Annotated in this window: 19 protein-coding genes and 3 pseudogenes; 9 read left to right on the top strand and 13 right to left on the bottom strand. The window is 59.9% G+C overall.

The features are described from left to right. Positions 1-152: 152 nt before the first annotated feature. Both NKI95_RS23310 and NKI95_RS23305 read right to left on the bottom strand, forming a co-directional pair. On the bottom strand, positions 153-1,055 hold the full coding sequence (locus tag NKI95_RS23310; RefSeq protein ID WP_352719557.1) for a dihydrodipicolinate synthase family protein: 903 nt from the start codon (positions 1,053-1,055) through the stop codon (positions 153-155). Between the two features lie 52 nt (positions 1,056-1,107). Further along, positions 1,108-2,340 carry a trans-sulfuration enzyme family protein gene (locus NKI95_RS23305; protein ID WP_352719555.1) on the bottom strand — a complete coding sequence of 411 codons (1,233 nt, stop codon included), beginning with the start codon at positions 2,338-2,340 and terminating at the stop codon, positions 1,108-1,110. Positions 2,341-2,422: 82 nt separating this feature from the next. Here NKI95_RS23305 and pdxR point away from each other — a divergent pair, with 82 nt between their 5' ends. From pdxR to NKI95_RS23285, 4 genes and pseudogenes are all read left to right on the top strand, one after another. Continuing rightward, positions 2,423-3,919 carry a MocR-like pyridoxine biosynthesis transcription factor PdxR gene (gene pdxR, locus NKI95_RS23300; protein WP_502909233.1) on the top strand — a complete coding sequence of 499 codons (1,497 nt, stop codon included), beginning with the start codon at positions 2,423-2,425 and terminating at the stop codon, positions 3,917-3,919. 158 nt (positions 3,920-4,077) lie between these two features. Continuing rightward, a pseudogene (locus tag NKI95_RS23295) lies at positions 4,078-4,155 on the top strand (MOSC domain-containing protein); the annotation flags it as partial. Positions 4,156-4,375: 220 nt separating this feature from the next. Further along, complete coding sequence (locus tag NKI95_RS23290) at positions 4,376-4,765, top strand: phenylalanine--tRNA ligase beta subunit-related protein (protein ID WP_352719552.1); 390 nt, start codon at positions 4,376-4,378, stop codon at positions 4,763-4,765. A gap of 564 nt (positions 4,766-5,329) precedes the next feature. Beyond that, complete coding sequence (locus NKI95_RS23285; RefSeq protein WP_352719550.1) at positions 5,330-5,851, top strand: helix-turn-helix domain-containing protein; 522 nt, start codon at positions 5,330-5,332, stop codon at positions 5,849-5,851. Positions 5,852-6,128: 277 nt separating this feature from the next. Here the strand turns inward: NKI95_RS23285 and NKI95_RS23280 are convergent, their stop codons facing one another. After that, on the bottom strand, positions 6,129-7,184 hold the full coding sequence (locus tag NKI95_RS23280) for a cytochrome-c peroxidase (RefSeq protein WP_352719548.1): 1,056 nt from the start codon (positions 7,182-7,184) through the stop codon (positions 6,129-6,131). A gap of 810 nt (positions 7,185-7,994) precedes the next feature. Next, a complete protein-coding gene (locus NKI95_RS23275) occupies positions 7,995-8,297 on the bottom strand; it encodes a DUF982 domain-containing protein (RefSeq protein WP_352719546.1) in 303 nt (100 codons plus the stop codon). Positions 8,298-8,854: 557 nt separating this feature from the next. Here NKI95_RS23275 and NKI95_RS23270 point away from each other — a divergent pair. After that, the gene (locus NKI95_RS23270; RefSeq protein ID WP_352452644.1) at positions 8,855-9,325 is read left to right on the top strand and encodes a Ros/MucR family transcriptional regulator; all 471 of its coding nucleotides are present in this window, start codon (positions 8,855-8,857) and stop codon (positions 9,323-9,325) included. Positions 9,326-9,552: 227 nt separating this feature from the next. On the opposite strand, the gene NKI95_RS23265 is transcribed toward NKI95_RS23270, so the two are convergent. Further along, a complete protein-coding gene (locus NKI95_RS23265) occupies positions 9,553-9,765 on the bottom strand; it encodes a cold-shock protein (RefSeq protein ID WP_023679670.1) in 213 nt (70 codons plus the stop codon). A 345-nt stretch (positions 9,766-10,110) separates the two neighbouring features. Between NKI95_RS23265 and NKI95_RS23260 the strand changes: the two genes are divergently transcribed. From NKI95_RS23260 to NKI95_RS23250, 3 genes and pseudogenes are all read left to right on the top strand, one after another. Then, positions 10,111-10,365 carry a hypothetical protein gene (locus NKI95_RS23260; protein WP_352452611.1) on the top strand — a complete coding sequence of 85 codons (255 nt, stop codon included), beginning with the start codon at positions 10,111-10,113 and terminating at the stop codon, positions 10,363-10,365. Between the two features lie 958 nt (positions 10,366-11,323). Beyond that, positions 11,324-12,745, top strand: a complete 1,422-nt coding sequence (locus NKI95_RS23255; protein WP_352719545.1) for a M16 family metallopeptidase — start codon at positions 11,324-11,326, stop codon at positions 12,743-12,745. 507 nt (positions 12,746-13,252) lie between these two features. After that, positions 13,253-14,709: pseudogene (locus NKI95_RS23250) on the top strand (NAD-dependent succinate-semialdehyde dehydrogenase). Between the two features lie 373 nt (positions 14,710-15,082). Here NKI95_RS23250 and NKI95_RS23245 read toward each other — a convergent pair. The 7 genes from NKI95_RS23245 to NKI95_RS23215 form a co-directional block, all read right to left on the bottom strand. After that, positions 15,083-15,505 carry a hypothetical protein gene (locus NKI95_RS23245; RefSeq protein WP_352719543.1) on the bottom strand — a complete coding sequence of 141 codons (423 nt, stop codon included), beginning with the start codon at positions 15,503-15,505 and terminating at the stop codon, positions 15,083-15,085. A 16-nt stretch (positions 15,506-15,521) separates the two neighbouring features. After that, positions 15,522-17,726 (bottom strand): class I tRNA ligase family protein, encoded by a 2,205-nt coding sequence (locus tag NKI95_RS23240; RefSeq protein WP_352719542.1) that lies wholly within the window; start codon positions 17,724-17,726, stop codon positions 15,522-15,524. A gap of 134 nt (positions 17,727-17,860) precedes the next feature. Beyond that, positions 17,861-18,640 (bottom strand): phytanoyl-CoA dioxygenase family protein, encoded by a 780-nt coding sequence (locus NKI95_RS23235; RefSeq protein ID WP_352719541.1) that lies wholly within the window; start codon positions 18,638-18,640, stop codon positions 17,861-17,863. A 506-nt stretch (positions 18,641-19,146) separates the two neighbouring features. After that, positions 19,147-20,451 (bottom strand): lysine N(6)-hydroxylase/L-ornithine N(5)-oxygenase family protein, encoded by a 1,305-nt coding sequence (locus NKI95_RS23230; protein WP_352719540.1) that lies wholly within the window; start codon positions 20,449-20,451, stop codon positions 19,147-19,149. A 251-nt stretch (positions 20,452-20,702) separates the two neighbouring features. Then, positions 20,703-20,852 carry a hypothetical protein gene (locus tag NKI95_RS23225; protein ID WP_352719538.1) on the bottom strand — a complete coding sequence of 50 codons (150 nt, stop codon included), beginning with the start codon at positions 20,850-20,852 and terminating at the stop codon, positions 20,703-20,705. 575 nt (positions 20,853-21,427) lie between these two features. After that, on the bottom strand, positions 21,428-21,682 hold the full coding sequence (locus tag NKI95_RS23220; protein ID WP_352719536.1) for a hypothetical protein: 255 nt from the start codon (positions 21,680-21,682) through the stop codon (positions 21,428-21,430). A gap of 42 nt (positions 21,683-21,724) precedes the next feature. Then, positions 21,725-21,991 carry a hypothetical protein gene (locus tag NKI95_RS23215; protein WP_352719534.1) on the bottom strand — a complete coding sequence of 89 codons (267 nt, stop codon included), beginning with the start codon at positions 21,989-21,991 and terminating at the stop codon, positions 21,725-21,727. Positions 21,992-22,055: 64 nt separating this feature from the next. Between NKI95_RS23215 and NKI95_RS23210 the strand changes: the two genes are divergently transcribed. Next, positions 22,056-22,736 (top strand): OmpW/AlkL family protein, encoded by a 681-nt coding sequence (locus tag NKI95_RS23210; RefSeq protein ID WP_352719594.1) that lies wholly within the window; start codon positions 22,056-22,058, stop codon positions 22,734-22,736. Positions 22,737-23,108: 372 nt separating this feature from the next. Here NKI95_RS23210 and NKI95_RS23205 read toward each other — a convergent pair. Continuing rightward, positions 23,109-23,236 (bottom strand): annotated as a pseudogene (locus NKI95_RS23205) (ArdC-like ssDNA-binding domain-containing protein); the annotation flags it as partial.

Raw genomic sequence — 23,236 nt, 5'->3', positions numbered from 1 at the left:
TTGATTGGCGTCGAGACCGCATCCGGCCATGGGTTATCAGCATGCCAAGTGCGCTGTTCTCGATCAGTTCGTAAAGGACTTCTCGGCTCGGTTCATCGAAATGCGCGGGTACATACATGACAGGTTCCTTCACTGGCCGCCGGGTTCGCTGTTCACCGGTTGACATCCGATGGCAAGCGTTCCAACGCGGCGGCGATCTGGCCCTTCGCTGCTGAGGGCAGAGGCAGGATGGGACGCGGGGGGTCGGCACGGCAAATGTCGAGCAATTCGGCAAGTGCATAGACGACGCGAAGGCTCGAGAACTCCTTGAAGAGGCTCCAGAGCGGCGCAAGCGTGGCATCGATCCGTCGCGCTTCGGCCGCATCGCCCTGTTGCGCCGCCGTGACGATCTTCACGCAGACCTCGGGCAGGATGCCGGCGAGGACGCTGTACCATGTGTCGGCGCCGGCGATTATGGCCTCTGCAGCGTTCCAGTCGCCGCTGTAGCCGATCGAGAACCCTTCCGGCACAGTGCGCCTCTGGTCGGCCAGATGGCTCTTGATCGCATCGCCCTTGTCTGTCGGATTCTTGATAGCGACAATCCCACCCACCTTTGCCAGGCGGCTGACGAGTGCTGGGGTGAAATGGAAATGCGTCGTTCCTGGATTGTCGTAGATGACGATCGGAAGGCCACTTTCGCGCGCCACCGTCCAGAAATGTTCGAACACCTCGTCATCAGTGAGCGGGGTGTAAGAGGCGGCCGCAAGCAGCCCCGCGGCAGCCCCCAGGGCCTTAGCGTCCTGCGCGAACCTCACTGCTTCGTCGGTGCGCAGCGCGCCCACACCCACCACAACCGGCATTTGTCCCCCGGTTTCGTCCAAGGTCTCGGCGAGCGCCCGTCGCCGTTCCTCGCGCGTCAGATACATGTATGTGCCGGTGCTGCCGAGAAGACCGATGGAATCGACCTGAGCGGCGCAAAGCCTGGCAATTAGCTTGCGCAGAGCAACGGTATCGGCACGGCCGTCACGATCGGTCGGCGTGATGGGAAACGCGGAAAGGCCGCTCAGGAATGCCATGGCAAGGCTCCGGGTTTGTACGCGAGCGCGGGACTGGCCGGACCACAGGTCATCACAAGGCGTCCAGAGCCCGCCGCATGTCGGCGATCAGGTCCTCGGCGTCTTCAAGACCCACCGAGAGACGCATGAGGTCCTCGCCGACTCCATCGGCCAGATGCGCATCCTTGCGGATCGGCTGACGAGCACGGGTCAGGCTTGCCGGATGATAGATGAGGCTGTCGGCATCGCCGAGGCTGACAGCCCGGGTGATCAGGTTGAGCCGGTCCATCATCCGCCGCGCGCCCTCGAACCCAGCGTGGAGGCCAAAGGCCAACATGCCCGACCCTTGGGACATCTGCTTTTGCGCCGTCACCTGATCAGGGTGCGAGTCGAGGAAGGGATAACTCACCCATGCCACCGCCGGGTGCGCCTCGAGCGCCTGAGCCACCGCAAGGGCAGTGGCGCTGTGCCGTTCCATGCGCAGCGTGAGCGTCTTCAGACCGCGCAGGATCAGGAAGGCTGACATGGGCGAGAGCGCTGCGCCGGTGATGTAGCGCAGGCCCGTTTCGTGCAGCGTGCGGAGCGTTTGCGCGTCGCCGAGAATCGCCCCGCCAAGGGCATCGCCGTGCCCATTGATGTATTTGGTCAGCGAGTGGAGCACGAGGTCTGCCCCATGTTCGAGCGGCCGCTGGAGCGCGGGGGAGGCGAAGGTGCTGTCGACTGCAATCTTTACACCGCGCGCCTGGGCGCGCTCGGCAATGGCAGCGATGTCGAGGATGCGGCTCAGCGGATTCACCGGCGTCTCGAAGAAAACAAGCCGGGTCCGCTCGGTGATCGCGGCATCGAGATTGTGAGGATCGGACAGGTCGACGGCGACGACCTTGATGCCGAAGCGGGGGACCGCCTGTTCGACCATGGCAAGCGTGTTCGCATAAAGCGTCCTGTGGACGATGAGTTCATCGCCTTGGGACAGGAGCGACAGGATCAGCGTCCCGAAAGCCGCCATCCCCGAGGCAACGACCAGACCTGCCTCGGCTCCTTCCAGATTGGCAAGCCGTTGTTCTAGGATCTCCGTCGTCGGATTGTATTCGCGTGCATAGAGCCTTCCGCCAAGCGCGGCGGCGGCCTCGTTCGCTGCCACGCTTTCGAATCCATAGGTCGAGGTCAAGAAGACGGGCGGCTGAACGGCATTGGAAAAGCCGGCGGGATCGTAGCCATGATGGATCGCCCGAGTGGCGAATCCGGGACCGGTGTCGTGGAGCGACCGCGTGAGAGCATCGGTTTCGGATTGATAGGAACGGGTCATTCGGCCTCTAGATCTTTCTTGGGTTTCCGAAAGATTGACGGCAAACTGGCCAATGTGAAATATCCAGTTAGCGATGAATGAAATGGTCCAGTCTTCAAGTGCTGGTTCTGCAGGTCGCTCGCACGCGATGGGTGCACGCCAGATCTACGAGGCTCTTCGCGAGCAAATCCTCGGCGGCGTCTATGAAACCGGCAGTCAGCTGCCGTCCTCCCGAGGCCTGGCAAATGACCTTGGCGTTTCGCGAACGACGGTGACGGTCGCCTATGAGCAACTGACCGCGGAAGGTTTCATCGAAGTCCGTCAAGGCGCACGACCTCGCGTTGCATCTTCGCTGATCGGTCCTGAGACGAGCCGCACTGTCGCGAAACGAGTCGGCCCGGTTCATCTGTCCGCCTATGGCGAACGACTGCGCGTTACGCCGCCCTGGCGGGATTATCTGCCGACTGGGCTGAAGGTCGATTTCCGCTATGGCGACCTGGCGACGTCAGACTTCCCCGCATTGGTCTGGAAACGTGCGATGAACGAGGCGATGGGGCAGCGCCCGTTGCGTCTTGCCTATGACGACCCTCGCGGCTCGCGCCGGCTGCGCCAGGCGCTCCAGGGCTATCTCTGGCGCGCCCGAACGCTGAGCTGCGACCTCGAGCAGATCATCATCATCAACGGTTCGCAGCAGGGCCTCGATCTGTGCGCTCGCCTGCTTCTCGATCGTGCCGACCGCTTCGTCATCGAGGACCCGTGCTACAGGATGGCGCGTCAGGTCTTTGCCAGTACGGGTGCCTTGCCCATCCCCGTCGCCGTCGACGAGGACGGGATGAAGACGGAGTTGCTGGCGGGGATCGGGGCGCGACTGGCCTATGTCACGCCATCGCATCAGTTTCCGCTGGGCGGCGTCATGCCGATCGCGCGCCGCCATCAGCTTCTGGAATGGGCGCGGCACAACAACGCCTATGTGATCGAGGACGACTACGACAGCGAATATCGCTACGACATCAATCCGGTCCCTCCGCTGCACAGTCTCGAGGACCGCGGGGCTGTCATCTACCTCGGCACGATCTCCAAAACGCTCTCGCCGATGCTGCGTATCGGCTACCTCGTCGTCCCGCCGGAATTGCAGGAGGTCTTCGCAACCGCCAAACAATTCGCGGACCGGCATTCGCCGGTGGCTGAACAGGAGGCTCTGGCCTCTTTGATCGAGAGTGGCGGCTACGAAAGCCATGTGCGGCGCGTGCGCAGGCTGAACGGCGAGCGTCGGGGGACGTTGCTGGGCGCCTTGCGGCGCAGCTTCGGAGATCGCATCGCTGTCCAGGGAGCAGAGGCCGGCCTGCACGTCGTCGTTTGGTTCGACGAACTCCCGCGATCGCGGGAAACGACCCTGGTCGAAGCCGCCCGAGGCGCGGGCCTGGGGCTACACCTGATCTCGCCCCTTTACGAGCGGCAGTCGGACGAAGGCCACATCGATCGCATGGGGCTTGTCATGGGCTATGCCGCCTTGAGCATTCGGCAGATCGAGAAGGGCGTTGAGGTCCTGCGAGCGGTGGTCAGGCAGGTACAAGACGCGTTGCCGGGACACGGTGGCTAAAACGGCGGTGACGCGGCGTGCTGGCGAGGAAACCGACCCTTGGGCTGAACCGCGTCTCGTTGCAAAGCCAACTGGACTGGGAAAACGCCATACCATGCTGTTGATCAGGCCAGTTTGGCGGCAGATTTTCGTGCGAGACGAATTTCCGAAAGCGATGCATGACCCGGCAAGGAAAGCTGCTTCACATCCATATCGCGCCCGCTGCCTCCTATGAAATGGAGGATCTGGAGGAGGCGTAGCTTGTTGCCGGCCGAGGTGGGCTCGAGCACCCGCAAGACATAATCGACGATCTCTATCAGGCCTTGTCCACCGCCGAATGATGGAATTATCCAGCGCATGGTGCGGCATGCACCATGGCGACGCCAGAAGATCTGGACGCTCGACAAGCACCTTTCTTGAAACATTTCCCGAACCACCCGCGCAGCGCAAAGCCTCCCCATGAGAAAAGAGCATCCCATGTCTTTCACGCCATTGATTGACCCCGAGATCAAGGCCCGCTACCGGGATTTTCATCTGATCAGCATTGTGGTGCGGAACGCTGAAATCGACGTGCCGGATGCACAGGCGTTGAACGACACGATTGCGGCGGCGGAACAGGCGGCGCTTCGCGATGACGCCCAAAGGGACGCGCATCTTGCGGCGTGGGCCGTTGCCTACGAGGCTTTCGGCACAAAGGCCAATCGAACGCCGTGCTCGGCCGCCGCGCTTCTCAAGCGGGTGCGGAAAGATGGCTCTCTCCCGCGGATTTCCCCACTGGTTGATGCCTGCAATGCCGTCAGCGTGTTGTATGGCGTTCGGATTGGCGGGGAAGATCTCGATCTCTACCAGGGGTCCCGAGACTTTTAATTGCGAAGGGAGCGGAGCCATTCGACACGATCGAGCAAGGTGAAATGGTAACCGAGCATCCCGAACCGGGCGAAGTCATCTGGTGCGATGATTCCGGTGTCACGTGCCGCCGCTGGAACTGGCGGCAGGGGCGGCGCACCATGGGTCACGGTCGATACCCGCGCCATGTGGCTCGTGCTGGAAGCCCTCGGCCCAATGTCAGCTATACAGATGACGGGCACCGGAGAGCATTTGATGGGACTTATCCAAGCGCTATGCCCGGGTGCGCGAATCGAAACCGCGCGGATCGACGAGTCCACTACATCTCGTGTCCCTTAGGGCATGGCCCCCCTTTCGGAGAAACACCCCACTCAGCCCTGTCCGGATCTGGCGCTCCTTGCTCGCTCCGCTGGCCTACACAGTTGATTGCGAACGACCCATAACGGCTCTCGAAAACGAGCGTCGAACGAAATCAGATCACTGCTTGTTCTCCCTTAGCGTGGTTTGGCGTACTTTTATCGCGATGCTTCCAGTGGGGATGGTCCAAATTGCGCAAGCTCGGTCGAGTGATCGCGGAGAAGCTTAATGTCGACTAAATCGAAATTCATGGAGCGGTACGGACAACGGGTGCGAACCCGGGACGTCGTCCCGGTGTCGTCAGGCTCTCCCGTCCGACTGAGCCTCAGTTTTCTTCACGGCGCGAATACTCCTGAGGCCGCCCGGATTCTCGTTAAGAGACAGCTGCCGCTCAGGACGGCCCACGCGATACTCACGGAGATGGTCGATCACGGCAAGGCGTTCGTGACGGTTCCTTGCGTCGACGACCTATTGGCACTGAAGAATGAACTGTCGTCCGCAGGCGTGATCGCGAAGGTTCATGCGCCGCGGCCGATAAGTGTTCGCGAAGTCCGGGATCGCACGAAGCTCTCTCAGGAGGCATTCTCCGTGAGGTATGGCCTCGATCTGGCAACGCTTCGAAACTGGGAGCAAGGTCGCTCGAAACCGGATGCAGCGGCGAATACTCTCCTTTGGACCACCGCCCGGAATCCGGAAGCAGTCGAAGAATCGCTGGACATGGAGGACGGAGTGGCTGCCCCTTCGCCCTAAGGGGGCCGATCGCTTCGGCGCGCGGCAATTCGGCCGCCAGCGCGATGGCCGGCCGCCGCGCGGTATCGACAGCGCGCGAGCCTCATGCGTCAGACGCCTTCCTTGGCATGTCGCACGCCAGATCCCAAACATGTTTCCATCGCAACGAGCTGGTGACGGAAGCAGTGTCTGCACTTTGGAAACGAGCCATTTGCGTTCTCATGGACGTCGCGACTCGTCTCGTCCAGTAAAAGTCGCAATCATTGTCAATTGCGATGTTCCGCAGTCAGCTGGCCGTTTATTTTCCTAAGATCTGCGTTGTAGGCCGGGGTGTTGTCGCCGTTTCGGCGGGTAAGATGGGATAGGCGACCTCGGGTGCCTTTCCGGTCAGCGAGTTGAGGAAGGCAACAAGCAGGTCGACTTCTTCGTCCGCCAGTACCACGCCAAGCTGGGTGGTTCCCATGATGGCAACGGCCTGTTTCAGATCCCAAACCTTGCCCGAATGAAAGTATGGCGCGGTGAGTGCAACGTTGCGCAGCGGCGCCACGCGGAAAACATAGGAATCGTCGGCTGCATTGGTGAGCGCAAATCGGCCCTTGTCTTTTTCCGGCAGGACCTCGGCGCTGGGCTGTTCCACGAGGCCGAATGGGTAATAGGCTTCCCCACCAACGTTGATGCCGGCATGACAGGACGAGCAGCCTTTGTCCATGAAAAGCGCCAGGCCCTGTTTCTGTTCGGAAGTCATGGCGGCGTCATCGCCATTCAGGAAACTGTCGAAGGGGGCCGGCGTGACCAGTGTCGCCTCGAAGGCTTCGATTGCCTTGGCGAGGTTGTCGAAGGTGACCCGATCGGCTTCAGCCGGAAAAGCTGCATCGAACCACTCGACATATTGCGGCATGGACTTGAGCGTGGTGATGACTTGGCCCGGTGTATTGGCCATTTCGATCCCGGCTTGGACCGGTCCCTTCGCCTGAGCCTTCAGGTCTTCGGCACGACCATCCCAGAACTGGGCGATGTTGAAGACAGCGTTCAGTACAGTCGGCGCGTTGCGCTGTCCCTTCTGCCAACCATGGCCGATCGAGGTTTCGTGATTGTCGTCGCCGCCGGTGGCCAGGTTGTGGCACGAGTTGCACGACAAGACGCCTGACGCAGAGACGCGTGGATCGAAGAACAGTGCCTTGCCGAGAGCGATCTTTTCCGGGGTGATCGGGTTGTTGGCGACTGCCGGCGTGGTGGGTGGCAAAGCCTTGAAAGTGGCCATTGCCGTTTCTCTGAGGTCTGCGGGGATCGAATCCGCAGCAAAGGCGGTGGCCGTCAGCAAGGGGACAGCCATCGTACTGAATAGGATTTTCATAAATGATCTCGCTGCGTCGTGCACGCAGCCACTCTGGGATATGCGGCTCATGAACGCCCTGCGCTAGATCAGTTGCGGGAGAGGACCGGGTGGTCTGACACCTGTTTTTGCGGCAGAGCTTGGACCATCCCGGAATTGAACGCTCTTCTCGATTGGATTTCAGGGAGGCGGAGGATCGCTGCTCGGCAAGCGGCGGCGCCGGAGCCCGGAGCCGTGCTTCGGTTCTCTCTGCGCCTTCAACTATGAAGAAATCGGGGCCACCGTGTCCGATTCGGTTTGGGGCCGGTTATCTGTTCCGCAGCAGGTCCTGCTCGACTTCCGCCTGCCTTCGCCAGATCGACGTGGGCCCAAATCGATCCGCGATAGTGTCTTGTAGCACCTTTGCGGGACGATCTTATTTCGACTGTAGAGGGCCGTTTCGGGTGAGCAAAATTACACGAATTTCAAAGGGCGCCCGAGTAGCTGTTTTGATCGGCTTGTGAGGCCTATAGCCTCCATCGAGCGAATATTGGCAGACGACGGAGCACAATTTTGGCTTCGTTTATCAGCTTCAATGGGCCAACTGCTTTGCTATAATTACAGGGCAATTTACCGTCATGAATTCGAGAGAACCAAGTCCCACGCAGTGATTTTCACACCGGAAGCGTTGCAGTCCTATCGCGAGATAGCTGGTTTACAACAAGATGATTAACATCGCCATAGCGCGCAAAATATTGTTTGTTCGCTATAGTACGCTCCAGATGCCGGCGAAATCTCGATACAATAACCTCGTCGGCGTTCCCGCTCCGGCTTCAGATAAGACTGCGACGCCTATACTTGCGCTTTTCCACTGCCCGACATGCAGGCAGCGAGCCATTGCATCGCGGAGGTTGCATCTTCCAATATGGCGACCTGTTCCCCAAAGCGGAAAAAAGTCTTGCGCGCTGCGCTCGCAGGTATTCGTCCGTTGTATGCATCAAAGCACGCCGTGAGAGCGGCTTCGTGGATCCGGTCTCTGCCATCTTCTGGCCATTCGTTGAGAAAATCGATAGCATCCGCAGGACTGGCAATCTCTTGCACGATGTGCGCTGCCCGCCTTACGAAAAGTGGGCTGCTGAAAGTCCCTGAGCTCATTCGTTCCTCCCGACCTGCTGAACCGCTAGTTTGCGTGAACAGGCGCCTCCTCTACACCCGCCCACCATTGCGGAATGTGTTGTCACAGCGATAGCGGTTCAATAGCAAAGCAGCGGCGTGATGTCCTCGGTTTACCAGCGGGCCAAACCCTAATATCCTGCTGCGAGAGCGGCTCACCGGATGAATCTACATCGTTTCGACCATTGCGAATCAACGCTTGATAGTTCCTCCACGCGCCATCAGGAAGCGGCCACTGCTCTGCCACCGATTTCACAGCCAAAGAGAGGATGGCGAAACAGAAATAGCCCGCTTCGTTTCGAGATTACTGGTCATTTCGGCGCAAAGCTTACGGCCGAGACGCGCCTGAAAATGCGCAAGCACCGCGGCAGCTCGCCAACAACGGACGGATCAACGGTCACGACGGCGGGATACCGCGCCGTAGATCTCGCTGGACGAACATCGCAACAATCCTGTCGAGACCTTTGTTGCTTTCAGCGGCGACCGCCACTATGAAGCGACGCTTCGCCGACTGTGTTTCACGCCGCCTGGAGAGTTTCATGACAGAAGAAGCCGAAAAAAACATCAACACCCTCATCGAGCTCACGGCCGATGTCGTCTCAGCCTATGTCTCCAACAATCCGATCCCGGTGGGGGATCTCCCTGCCCTCATCGGCCAAGTGCACGCGGCTCTGAAAGGGACGGCGGAAGGTGTCTCTGCAAAAGAGCCGGTTGCCCTTACGCCTGCAGTCCCGATCAGGAAGTCGGTGACACCGGACTACATCATCTCCCTTGAGGACGGGAAGAAATTCAAATCGCTAAAGCGCCATCTGTCGACCCACTATGGGCTGACGCCGGATGGATATCGGGCCAAATGGGGCCTGTCGGCGGATTATCCCATGGTCGCGCCGAACTACGCCGCGGCGCGCTCGTCATTGGCCAAGACAATGGGGCTCGGCCGCAAACCGAAAGCGCCGGAAGCGCCGGAGCCGGCGCCGACGAAGCGAACCCGCAAGAAGGTCGCGGCTTGATTTCGGCAATGGAGATTCGTTCTGGAGCGTTGCAGCCATCGGCTTAATCTGCGCGTCATATCGTCATATAAAAAGGCGGGGCCAACCCCGCCTTCCTTTTTTGTTTCATGAGGAATTCGCGACGCCTGCAGCAATCTGCTGCCCTCAGTTTTTGCTCGCTCCTATCGAGCGGCCGTGAGGACCTCCGGACCTACGCGCCCACTCTTGCCAGGACGCAGGAGAAAATTTCAACCAGCTTTGCTGAGGCTGCCAGCGGAGGATTTGCCGGTGCGGCGATCCTGCTCGATCTCATAGTTGATCTTCTGGCCGTCAGCGAGGGTCGAGAGGCCCGCGCGTTCGACAGCGGAAATGTGGACGAAAACATCCGGACCGCCATTGTCGGGCTGGATAAATCCAAACCCCTTGGTGCTGTTGAACCACTTTACCGTTCCAGTAGGCATATACGTGTTCCTCCTTAACAATTGCAACGTCGGGCAGGCCATTAGGCCTGCCTGACTCATAGCCGAGACTTGGGCGCAGCAAAAAGCGAAAAATTGTTAAGCCCCGATCAGCTGGCGCACTCCATTTTGGCCGTAGTCGCCAGCAAGCACTGTCCTACACTACCGCTCGAGCATGGCCGGAAGCGCCCGATCCTTCCAACGCTCCTCAGCGCCACGTCTAGGGCTGTGCTTGGAGGCACGGGACGTAAGGCCGACCGCTGCTCGTGCCGCCAGGTCAAAGGCCGGGTAGTTCACGGAGCTACCTTCGTGCATAACGGCTTGGCAAGCGCTTGAAGGAGTTTCGAATTGGATTGTTTCAAGAGGGTCGAGGGGTTGATCGATGCCACCAGCGTGGAAGCGATCGATAACGCGCGCGTTTTGCTGGACCAGTTCAAGGGCAAGTCAGAAACAATCGCCCAAGCGATCGACGACTTCCTACTTGATTTCATGACCTTGCTGTTTGTGGTAGAAGCTACCCGCGAGCGGTTCCACAATCCGGCGAGGCGGTTGGCGCGTATCAGATTGAGCAGGATCAGGCTGTTACTCACCCGATGCTCTTGACCTAAGGGACCACGCCGCCAGGGATGCGTTTGCAGCCGCAAAGAAGGCAAAATCTGTTCGCCGGCAAACCGAGCACAGCCAGTCGGTATTTGCGCAGATGAATTCGACCGCGACCGCCAAATTCTCCTGTTTGGTACCCAGCGACGACGGCAAGCGCGGACAGCTTCCGTGCTGCTGTCCTCCAGCGACAGACGTGCCTGCATGCCCCTCTACGGCGAGCTCGACGGTTGTTTCTTACGTTTGACAAGGTCCCGCGCAAACACTCCCCTTTCCCGCAGCAACTCATCAGGCTCAACGGCCTCGCGGCAGGCGCATTACGCCAGAAGCGCGCGACCGCATCGTTTTTTCCCGCCCGAGTCCTACGATCTTCGTTTTCCAGCGCCTCGCGGATATCGCCCAACTTGCCGATTTTTGGATCAGATCCGTCCTAGCGCGCGAGCAGGCTCCGGGTTCGAGTTGGCTGGGCTGCTCACGCCTCTGCCCTTCAGCATCGACCCGGTCTGGCTGTCGAGGACAGGGTCCCGCTGGGGCGACCAACATCTCCATTCTCACCGTCAGTGCAGCGGCCATTCGAAGCGCATCCTATACCCCTCCCCCGGCAGCGCGCCCAATCGTCTTCCGAACGAAGAAGATATTCTCAGCCGCGCGCGTCGCGTTCGGCCCTGTCCGATGTCCGACAATGTCGGATGCGCAACATGGCAGAGCCCTATTTGTCCACTGCCTCGAACGGTTTTCTGATCTGGCACGGTGCATGCTTGGTCATCCGCAAGGCGTCGCGGACCAAGGAGAATCCCGTCCCATGATCACCTCACCGAGAAATACTCCCGCAGGTCTCCTGGGTCCATCCAAAGATGAGGCTCGAGTAAGGCTTGGTCCCATGAAGAGCTTATTCATCTGGCTCGGCGCTGCCCGCCGATCCTCCCACGCGAGGAGACGGGGACGCAGCGCCTTCATCAAAATGAGGAACAAATCACTTTGCCTCGAACCTTGCCTTTCGACCAGCCACCACAACCGCAGCCATCGATCGTCCACCTGGCTGCGCAGGGCGTTCATTGCCACCGCGCTGGCCCTGGTGACGACCGCTCCGGCTCTAGCCGCCACCGACGGCGGCAAGGTGACGGATTTCCTGCTCGACAACGGCATGGAAGTGATCGTCATCCCCGATCACCGCGCGCCGATCGTCACTCATATGGTCTGGTACAAGATCGGCAGCGCCGACGAGCCACCCGGCAAATCAGGCCTTGCCCATTTCCTCAAGCATCTGATGTTCAAGGCGACGACCAACCACGCCGCCGGCGAGTTCGACCGAGCCGTCTCAGCCATCGGCGGCTACAATAACGCCTTCACCGCCTATGACTACACCACCTTCCTCGAGACGGTGGCGCCCTCGGCGTTGGGTGAGATGATGGGCTTCGAGGCCGATCGCATGTTCAACCTCATCCTCAACGACGATGATATAAAGACCGAGCGCGACGTGATCCTGGAGGAGCGCCGTTGGCACAGAGAGACGAACCCGCATGCTCTGCTGGACGAGGAGGTCAACGCGACGTTGCGGCAGAACCAGCCCTATCGCATTCCGGTCATCGGCTGGATGCAGGAGATGGAGAAGCTGAACGGCACCGACGCATTCACCATCTACAACAAATACTACCGACCGAACAACGCCGTGCTGGTGGTGGCCGGCGACGTAGAGCCTGAGACGGTGAAGGCGCTGGCCGAGAAGACCTATGGCAAGGTTGTGCGCGGGCCGGACCTGCCCCCGCGCAACCGTCCGGTCGAGCCGGAGCAGAACACCAGGCGCACAGTGACGCTGACCGATGCGCGCGTTTCGGTGCCGAGCTTTTCCACTCAATGGGTGGTGCCGTCCTATCATACGGCAGAGCCCGGCGAGGCCGAGGCGCTCGACCTGCTGGCCGAGATCCTCGGCGGCGGTAACCGCAGCCGGCTATATCAGGAGCTTGTCGTCAAGCAAGGCATAGCCTCGGCGGCCGGCGCCTCCTTCCAGGGCACCATGCTAGACGACACCAATTTCACCATCTCCGGCTCGCCGCGCGGCGATGCAAAGCTCGTCGATCTCGAAGCGGCGGCCGTTGCCGAAGTCGCCCGGATCGCCAAGGATGGCGTCACCAGCGACGAGCTGGACAAGGCCAAAGACCGCTATATCCGCTCGGTGATTTTTGCGCACGACGAGCTGGACCACATCGCCAACATTTATGGCAAGACGCTCACCACCGGTGGCAATGTGAAGGACGTGCTCGAGAGGCCTGACCGCGTCCGCAAGGTCACCACCGACGAGGTCAAGGCGGTCGCCGCGCGTTATCTGGTGCTCGACCATTCGACGACAGGCTATCTTTTGCCGCAGCAACAGGCGGGGAATTGATCATGAGCTCCATCCCGATGCAAATGCGCCGGCCGGTCTTCCCTCGGCGCGCCTTCGCCACCCTGTTCCTCTCCATCCTCTTTCTCATCTTCCGGGCGCTCGCCCGGTAAACGGGATCTGTTAAAGCCGCGAGGAGCGGTTTTCGCGGGCCTTGCCAGGCATTTGCCGGTTCAGGCGTCATTATTGGGGTGCGCTCCTCCTCAGGCCAGCCTCTCTTCGAGTGGATAGAGTCGCCGATTCGTGGTCCGCAGATTGTAGGCGCAGGCCACCAGCATCCACTCCGCGCGGCTGGCGAAGCCGATGTCCGTTGTTCAATCGTTCGACTAGTAGAACCGCGAGGCATCTTCTAGCGTATTCAGGTATTCTCCCTTGCAGTCGGGTACCGTGGTCTACCAGCTGTCTGGCCGAGGCCCTATAAGGAACCCGGACGTCGCGGAGTACACACCGCACCTGCTATATATACCTGCTGCGTTGAGGAGGAATCCGGTATTGCCCCTGTGCCTGCCGATGATCCGTCACCTGAGATCCCCCGACCTGTTTGGACCCATTGATCGCCTGCCGGCACTTGGCACGCGGATTAGCGAGCGGACATTCGAGGTCCTCAACCCGTCGACTGGCGAAGTGCTGGCAGAACTACCCGACATGGGGGTCGAGGAGACATGCGCTGCGATCGACAAGGCCTATGTCGCGCAGCCTGGATGGGCAGGGCTGACCGCACGTGAGCGCAGCGACGTTCTATGGCGATGGCATCAGTTGATCATCGACCACGCCGACGATCTCGCCGCGATTCTCATCGCGGAGATGGGCAAGCCGCTTGCCGAAGCCAAGTCGGAGATATCGCATGCTGCGGCGTATCTGCAATGGTACGCCGAGGAGGCCAATCGCGTCTATGGCGAGACGATCTCCGCACCATCGATGGACCGCCGAATGCTGGTAATCAAGCAGCCCATCGGAGTTGTTGGCACGATAACGCCATGGAATTTCCCGGCCTCGATGGTGGCGCGCAAAATCTCGCCAGCCTTGGCGGCGGGCTGCACGATCGTCCTCAAGCCCGCTGAACAGACGCCGCTCGTGGCGGGAGCAATGTTCGCCCTCGCCCATCAGGCTGGCTTGCCGAAGGCGTCGTCAACCTGATCTATGCGTCCGAAGGTGACGCGGTCGGCCGCGAACTTTGTAGCAATCCCAAGGTCCGCAAGATCAGCTTCACCGGGTCGACTGAGATCGGGCGCCTGCTCATGCGCCAGTGCTCGGACCAGATCAAAAAAGTCAGCCTTGAGCTCGGCGGCAATGCACCTTTCATCGTCTTCGATGATGCCGATATCGATGCCGCGGTTGACGGTGCGATCCAGGCGAAGTTCCGCAATGCCGGCCAGACCTGCGTTTCGGCGAACCGCCTTTACGTCCAGTCGGGCGTTCACGACGAGTTCGTCGAGAAATTCGTGCAACGGGCTCGCCAACTTCAAGTTGGTGATGGTTTCGCTCCCGGAGTGGACATCGGACCGCTCATCGACAAGGACGCATTGGCCAAGATCGAATCCCATATTGCCGATGCCGTCGCCAAAGGCGGCGCAATTCGCTGCGGGGGCAAACGCATCGGCACGAATGGCACGTTTTTCCAACCGACAGTCCTGACCGGTGTCTCCAGCGAGATGACCGTCGCGCAAGAAGAGACATTCGGGCCGCTGGCCCCGATTATTCGCTTCAAAGATGCGGATCAGGTCGTGCGTGAGGCCAACGACACGATCTACGGCCTCGCGGCCTACTTTTATGCCTCCAACCTGAAGCGTGTCTGGCGTGTGGCCGAGGCCTTGGAATATCGAATGGTCGGGGTAAATACCGGCCGGATGTCTTCAGAAGCGGCGCCGTTCGGTGGGATAAAACAGTCCGGCATCGGGCGGGAGGGATCCCGCCATGGCCTCGAGGACTACCTCGAAATGAAATATCTCTGCATGGGCGGCATCTGAATTTTCGGCTTGCAGGGTTCACAGACCGGGTAACCTAGCGAGAGATCTCCAAATATGGGAATTGTAGGCTCGCTCCTCGATTGGGAACTGAGGGGCGGCTCCGTACCCGAGCAAACACGCAATCCTGAAGGAGCACCCTGGCTGGACTTATCTCTCGACGAGACAAGCGTCTGCATTGTCGGCGAAGACGGCGTGCATGTGACGGAGGATACGCTTGCGAGGGATTTGGCGGCCCTCGCCGACTATCTTCAGGCGACGGGCTGTCTTTGCGCGGGTCTGGTTGGAAGCTTGTGCACCATCGCGATCGTGAACGCTGGTTGTGCGCAATATCCGGTTTCTGGGGCAGAATTTTGAACCTGCTACCTTCCGATTGTCAGTAGCTCAGTTGTTCTTCGGCCGACTGCCGCGCCAGTACAGGCTCGGACAAAATCGAAGATACCATCAGGCAGGCATTCGCATTCGACATTTCCGGTGATCGGCGCACGATCCAGGGCGCGCCAGGTTGACCAAGCGCCTCGAACCGCATGACAGTCTTGACCGGCTGGAGGACGGAAATCCCGCGATGCCGAACAGGTTGGTCAGCGCAGTCGAGCCCACACGGCATTTGCGGCACGAAACAGCGAGGGCTGGGAAGCGATCGGCCGAGCGGTCTTCGAAGGCGCGGGCCAGGGTGTCGACGATGCGTTGGTTCAGGTCCGCTGATAGCGGCTTCGGTCGCCAGTGACAGCGAGTAAAGATATTTGGCATCATCGGCTTTGATTGCCGCGCAGATCTGGTCGAGATTGGGATAGCTCACTGGTGCACCTTTGGGCTCATGGAGCTTCCTCCTCATCGAGATGAGGATTGCCGGATTTGGCGTAGAACACCAACACGGGTCCGAGATCAAAGCGCGTCCCGGGCGCAAGGCGCTGGACGGATCGGGGCCATGTTTCGGTTGAGACGCCATCGATGCCTCGCGCCAGCGTTCTGGCGAATCGGGGCATCAGCGGAGCGAGTGTCGGTGCCAGGATCGCAGCGGCCGTCGTCTGAAGGGCTAGCGAAGTCCGATTGCGGGCGGGATAGAAACGCCGCGCCGCCGCATAGTCTTGCGCCCGACGGTAGATCACGCAATCGCGCACGAAATCGCAGACCTGAGCGGCCGCGCGCCGGACCGAGAGGCCTTGGTCCGAATAGGCGCGTTCCATCGCCGCGCGATAGATCTCTATCCGAGCAAAGAAGGCGCGGTCGGCCGGGCTCCAGTCGCCTGCATCGGGTACACGGCCGCCAAAATCCTGCTTGATTTCCTGGTTCAACGCATCAAGCCAGTTCAGCCAGATCCCTTGGAACACCTGGTTCTCGGTGCGGCGCAGCGCGTCCAGCGAGAAATCCGTCCGCTCACCTTCCGGGCGTGTCAGGCCCAAATGGAGGCGCACGACGTCGACTGTCTTTGGGCTCAGAACCTCCTTGCCCCAGACCGCATGGCGGCAGCTGGTTGAGAACTTCTTGCCGTCGAGCAGGTAGAACTCGTTGACGTGATAGTGGATGCGTGGCGTCCAGTGGGAGAAGACCTCGGCGTAAAGAGCGGGGTAGAGTAGCGCGTGGTAGAACGAATTGTCGAAGCCGAAGAAATGGACAATCTGCCAGTCGTTGCCGGGCATCTCCGCCTTCCAGTCGCGACCCAGCAAGCGGCCGAGCGCCTGGATGTTGTAAAGAAAACCGAAGGCCATTTCCGGCCAGACCCAGATCACTTGCCCCGGGAACCCTTCGGCGGGCAGGCCCCAGTCCGAGGGGTGGGTAATGGGCACTGAAAAGTTGCCGCGTCGGCGTAGGCGCGCGAAGAGATCCAAGATCCGTAGCGGGACGCCCGACGCCCTTAGATGCCGGTCGATATTGTCGTAGCATCGGTCCAAGGCAAGTTCCGGGCGGCGGACGGAGCCGACCAGCGGCGCCTCGGCAGACTGCCGTGACCGGGCTGCACCCAAGTCGTGGCAAAGGTTTGGGGCGCCGCATTCCTCGCAGATGTTGCCACCGGCGGAGCCGCCGCAATCGGGGCAGAGGCCGCTAACATCCGGCTCGTAAAGATAGTGGCCTGTCACAGCATCGAAAAGCGCAGGGCTCTGGCGCAGATCTACTGCCGTGCTGCTCAGAAGACTGCGGAAACACGCGGCTTGAAACTCGCAATAACCGTCATCGCCCGTCGTGAGTTGGAAGCTGTGGACCTCACAATCGAAAAGTTCAAGCGTGGCGCGAATCTCGTCGGCGTAGTAGTGCGCCACGTTTGCAGGCGTCGATTGATCGGCATCGGCGCGTGTCGTGACGTAGCTCTGGTTGTCATCGCTTCCAGTGAGGTGATATGCTTCGACTCCTTTCATGCGCAGGAAACGAGTATAGACGTCGGCGCCGAAATAGGGGCCAGAAAGATGCCCCAGATGCAGATCGCCATTTGGCGTTGGCGGCGTGGAGAAGACGAAGATCGGCCCGCGTGGAGCCGTGGTCTTTGCAGCGGCATCAAGGGCGGCCTCGCCGTCTCGCCAGTAGACATCGACGAAATTTAGGTCTTCGTCCCCATCGTTGCGCAGCACATGCGCTTCAAAAGGGTGGAACAGAACGACATCGCCCGCCTCGACCGAGATTTCCCCACGGTCGGTCGTGACCTTGCCCGCGCCAGACAGGACCACGAAGGCCTCGATTTCGTCGTGCCGATGGGGCTCGGATGTGACGCCGGGTCCAACCTTTCCGAATGAAAACCCCGTGCGAGCGCTTCCCGTTCCAAGCGTGGCCATGTCGATACCGAACGCCCGCGACAGCTCCGTTCGAGAAAACGTGTATTTGCGCATGACGAACCTAAGCTGTTGAAGCAGTGGGATCTTCGGCTGCCAACGCAACAGCCTCCGGTGCAATTTGTGGAGAGAAGCGGCAGCCCAACCCATTGGCGGTCCCGGCCAGAATAATGCGGCTCTGGGCCGCCAGGCGGGCGACGAGGGGGGCGCCAGTCGGGCTGTAGGCGTCATAGAAGACCGCCCTGCGACCACCTCCACAATCCACGTGCCAAAGCGTCGTAACGGGCTGCGGTCGATGCTCCGCGAGCCCGCAAATCAGAACGCCATACTCTCCGCGCATTTTTGAGCGGTCGATCAGTTTCGTGTGCATGCCTCCGCCTGGCTGCGTGAGCTCAATCGCGATAGAAAATGCCATTTGGGGGCTTGAGTTTGTCGAGATCGGCCACTTTGCCCTCGGGCGGGTTAAGGGCGCGCTTAAGCACGTTATATTCAGCGCGGGTCGGTCCACCGGTTGAAGCACGCTGGAACACCAAGTAGAGTGTCCGCCGCGAACGATTGCTTTTGTTCGGTCGTGAGTAGTGCGGTGCGTAATCGTCGAAGATGAAGATGTCGCCAGCCTTCCATACTACGGGTTCCCAGGAGAACATTTCGGCGACTTGAGGATCGATCACCCCACCGGCATCCATGGGAAACACCCCCTTCTTGTGGTTGCCGGGGCTGAAGAAAAGCCCGCCGTTTTCCGGGTCGGAGTCGTCGATGCCTATGGCAACCACCGCATGGACCATCCGGTCGGGGAGTTTGTGTGGAATGTGATAAATGTCCTGATGCGGGAGATAGCCGCCGCTGTCGGGGTAGTGGAAAATCAGCAACTCCTTGAGCCTGCGCGATTCTTCGCCAAGCAAATCCTCGACCGCTGACTTTATGCGCTGATCTTCTAAGAGCAAACGACGCAATGGATCATGGAAGTCGAGAAAATTCTCGATCTTGGAGATGATCTTTCGATTGTCCGTCGTCTTCTCGAACCAAATGAGCCATTTTTCATCGCTGACATCCCAGCGTGACATATCTTCGACAAAAGTAGAGATATCTTCCTGAGCCGCTGGAGCGAAGAACCTTTCGAGCCTGACGTATCCGTCTTTCTGCCACTTTTCTCTTTGTGCATCAGTCAACATGCGAAAAGCCTCCTGTTGGAAAGACTGGTTGGTCGGACATCCCAATTAGGGCAGTCGGGCGCTGGTCAAGTTGCGGGTCCACCGAGACGGACTCACGTCATGTGGGACGGCGATGCTAAGTGCGTTCCGCTCCGGCGGATATTGTCCGCAGAAGCTCGGCGCGAGACTGCCTATGTCAGGCTCAGCCGGGTCCAGGGGTTCCGTAAACTGAGCCGGAACAGTCGCTTCACCCGGTCCAGCCACGACACGCATCGCTAAAGGCCGGCACCATCCGCTGACCGCCGACCCAGCCATGGCCGCCAAGGCCACGGCTCTCTTCCGAGTGAGCGACCTGGTACGGTCTTGAAGACCGTAGGGGAAATGCACGCCCCCAGAATAAGACGATGCGCCGCTTGGTCCAAGGGCTTGTTCGGTCGCGATGATTTCGGAGAAGCCTCCGGCCTTCGCCGCAGCGGAGGCGGACATCATTCCTAGGATGCCACCGCCGATGATCAAAAGTCTACGAGTCATATCCCGCTGCCCATTTCTTCGGCTGCGGAGGCGGGCCAGCTCTCGATCGAGGTATGGCTGATGAAGCCAGGATGCTCGGGGTTCGCGCATGGCGCGCGCCCAAGAAGGCTATCGAGGATGCGGCGCGCGCGCCAGGCCAGCAGGCTTAGGTTCGGATCGGCCAGGCCGCGCTGCCCGAGGCTCGCGTTTTGTACGAAGATGCGTCTGCCACGCGGTCCGTCCCAGCTCACCGAAAAATCCTCGCGAATAGCTAATTCATTGTCGATCTGCTCCAGCCGGTGCGCGATGGGTTCCAAGAAGTCTGGCACCGCGTTCTCGTAACCGGTGGCCAGGATGACGATGTCAGCCGTGACTTCTTCGACCTCGTCCATGCCGTGCTGCAGGGTCAGCCTGTGACCCGCGCCGGCGTTGATGCAGTGCGAGACGGTGCAGCCCGGCCGCAGTGTGATGTCGCATCGGTTTGGTTCGAAAAATGCGTGGCGGTACAGCGCCTGATAGATCGCGCGCAACGTGCTTTCCGAAATGCCGTCCGAGGCAAGCACGAAACGCCGCAGGAGCAGCTTACGCTGCGACTCGCTCATCGCCGCGAAACGATCCGAAAAGCAGGGCATGAACAACTCGTTTGTGAACGGGCTGTTGTCCAGAGGCAGATAGTTTTCGCGCTGCGAGACCCAAGTGATCGAGGCAGGCCGCCGTTCTTTCGGCAGGCCGATAAGGTGCAACATCACCTCGGCTCCCGACTGGCCTCCGCCAACCACGCAGACATGCTTTCTCCGCACCTCAGGATGGATGTGCAGTAAAACAGATGAGTGGAAAAGGTTGCGTCCAGTCCAGCCCTGAAACTGAGGCGGGATTCGCGCCTGCTTGCCAATGCTGACCACGACGTCTCTGGCGCCGAGAACCGCCTTATCCGTCCGCACCCGAAACTCGCCGTCAAAGCGGATTTCGCGCACCGTCTCGCCGCCACGCACAAGTGGGTTCCTATGGAACACCCATTTCAGGTATTGCTCGAACTCAACTCTGAGCACGGCTTCGAACTGTGCGTTCAGGAAGTGATACAGACGCCCTTCCTCGTGCAGGAAGTTTACGAAAGTGTAGGCTGATCGGGGATTCACCAGCGTGACCAGATCCTTGAAGTGGCTGACCTGGAGCTCCGAGGAATCGAAAGCGATGCCTGGATGCCAGCGGAAGTCGACTTGCCGATCCAGGAACACTGCCCCTTGCCCAACTTGCTCGTGTATCTGACACGCAAGGCTCAAATTAGACGGCCCAGCACCGACTCCAATGCAAGATAGCTCCACTTGCTTTGCTCCTATAGGTTTTTTCCCACTCGGCGGGTTGTTCGCGGCGAATATCGGCCACAGCGATTGGGCTCCCCCTCGCGGGCGTTTTCGAGCCCCGGTGCCGACCGGATTTGCGAGAATTTGTCCAGCGCGTTCGGTTCGTCGAATGTCGACCCGAGCATTCCAGCGCGGTGACAATCGACGGTCATGCCGGGGACGTGGGGCAACGACGTATGTCCTTTTCGCCCGTCTGGATGCCCGCGTTGCCGTCACGCGAGACGCTTTTCAAGCCCATTAAGGTGTTTGAAGCAGGCGCAATCGCCCGCCTCAACCATGACGCGCCGGCCTTTCGGCGGCTTGATGGCAGGCGAGAGCGCAGTTTTCACTGCGGCGACGGCGTTTGCGGTGCGCATGATCATGGAGGAGGTCTCGCTGATGCGTTCGCAGAACCTCATGCATGGGCCGTGCCAGAGAAGGAAAACTTTATTAACAATGGGTTGGCGAATTTTCGATCCTGTCGGAAATCCGACATTGAGGGGGACGCCTCACGGCGGCGCCCGATCGCACGTCGATGTCGCCTTTTTCCGAATAGCTAATCGGGCACCTTCTGCACCAGAATACTTCTCTTATGGAGACCAGCACAGTCTTCATGAACGGACAGTGCAGAACCCTGTGTCTCTGCCGGACAGATCGCGATATGCCTTGTCCATTGAGGTCGGCAGTTGCAAGAGCTGCCAGATCCTTCGCCCTATCGTGCCGTTGCACTGGCTCGATCCCGACATCCTCGGAGGCCGCAATCAGAAGAGTGACGCAATCTCATGTCCGCCGCCCTCATGGGAAAGCAATTCTCTATGTCGGTGTCGGATCGATGCTCTTGATGAGATGCTTGCGGATGGGCGCATGCCCAGACCTAAGCGCATCAATGATTGCGCGATATGGACCTTCACCAACTGGATTGTCGAATCTCTGTAAAGATAGCCGGAAGACAATTGCGTTATAACCACTCTGCCGGTTCCAAAAGCACGTGCGCCATTCGGTCCCTGGGACTCAATCCAGGCGGAGGGATGAGGCCGCAAAGCAGTCTTTTGCGCGCCCACCGGTGGGCCAGGATGTAGCCATCGTAAACGATGTTATTTGATGTCGCCGCCGCGGAGTCCTCAGGCTGTGCCGGGCCGGCGACGTAGTGGTCGTCGATCGCCCCGTCACCGCTGTCGATCCGAAGCTCGGCCAGTTTCGCGGTGAGCTTCACTGCTATTCCGCAGTGCCCACCGAGCTCGCACAGGAGGTTCTATCAGGCGGTCACGGCTGCGTTCGTTGTCGGATCTTCGACGATGTCGGATATGAGACACAGCGCCATCAGGGTGATCGCATTGTTATGAAATGATTTTCTCATTTGGCACGACACCTGCAGCGCAGTCCGCAAAACGCGCTGCGGCACGGAAAGCTGCGGCACGGAAAGAGGAGAAATCATCCCATGATCATGCCCGCCGAACATGCGGTCGCAGCCGCGAAGCAAACTGGGCATGAGCGCTCCGCCAATATCAAGCAATTCGAGCAAGATTTTTCGTAATTCAGTCCACATTTCTGAAGAGCAAGGAGAGAATATCATGGCGAGAAACCAAATGCGCGCGGCGCGGGGAGTAACAGCGGCCGTTGTCCTCATTGTGATGGGACAGCAGGCCGTCGCGGCGGACCTTGCGCAAGCGGCCAGCGTCCCGCAGGCGGGAGGCTCGGTCACGGAAGCGCCAAGCCCTTGGCAGATCCGCCTGCGTGCGTTGGGGGTCGTCACTGAGGATTCGGGCTACGCAAATGCAGTGCCCGGCTCCGATCTTTCGTATTCGAACACCGTGACGCCGGAACTCGATATCTCCTATTTCTTCACGGACAACATCGCCGCCGAGCTCATACTCGGCACCACCTATGCAAACATCGGGGGCCAAGGTACGATCGGCGGGCTGGGCAATATCGGCAAGGTTCGGCTGCTGCCGCCTACGCTCACATTGCAGTATCATTTTACCGATTTAGGCGCGTTCAAGCCCTATTTAGGCGCCGGCGTGAACTACACGATCTTCTATAACCAGGGTGCCGGCAGTGCCGATGCTCTCAAGGTTAAGAATACGTTCGGCACCGCGCTGCAGGTCGGATTCGACTACATGGTGGATCAGCACTGGGGCGTCAACTTCGACGTGAAGAAGCTTTTCCTCAAGCCAGACTTCGACGTCACGGTCGACGGCGCGAAGCTGACGGGAAAGGCGGAGCTCGATCCCTGGTTGATAGGCGCAGGTGTCACCTACCGCTTCTAACAACGAAAGGTGAAGGCGGCTGCTGATAGCCGATCGGAAATAAGGGCGCCTCGTGCGCCCTTTTTACGGTCGTCCCTGCACGGGCGACACTTGAATGAAGCCGTTGTCGACGGGCGGCCGCCCTCCTCCAGCGGACCAAGAAGGTACCCCTGGTCAATGCGGCCTCGACTAACGCCTGAAATGGACGTGCTTAGATGCGCTTTGGATCAGGATGGCTGTTGGGTATTGTTGATGGAATGCCCGGCATCAGTCTCCCGGACGTTATGTCAGAGCATGCGCCTGCGTAAGGCGAGCACGGAGCTTCTCGACGCCGACAAGATGCCCCTTGTTCAGCCATGCTGCGACAGCTGCTGTTCTTTTGCTGCAGCTGGCGCCCGTGGATGCATTCCTCGGCAGGCCAAGGCCTGCCTTTGCCCTGCCCCATGGCTTGACCCATGGCACGGTGCCGCGCTCCAGTTCGGCAATGATGCGGTCGGTGATCTCCTGATAAAGGCTGGCGC

This window comes from Mesorhizobium sp. M0306 (assembly GCF_040321655.1).
Taxonomy (GTDB): domain Bacteria; phylum Pseudomonadota; class Alphaproteobacteria; order Rhizobiales; family Rhizobiaceae; genus Mesorhizobium.
The sequence above is the reverse complement of the archived record's forward strand: the minus strand, read 5'-3'. Positions and strand labels throughout refer to the sequence as shown.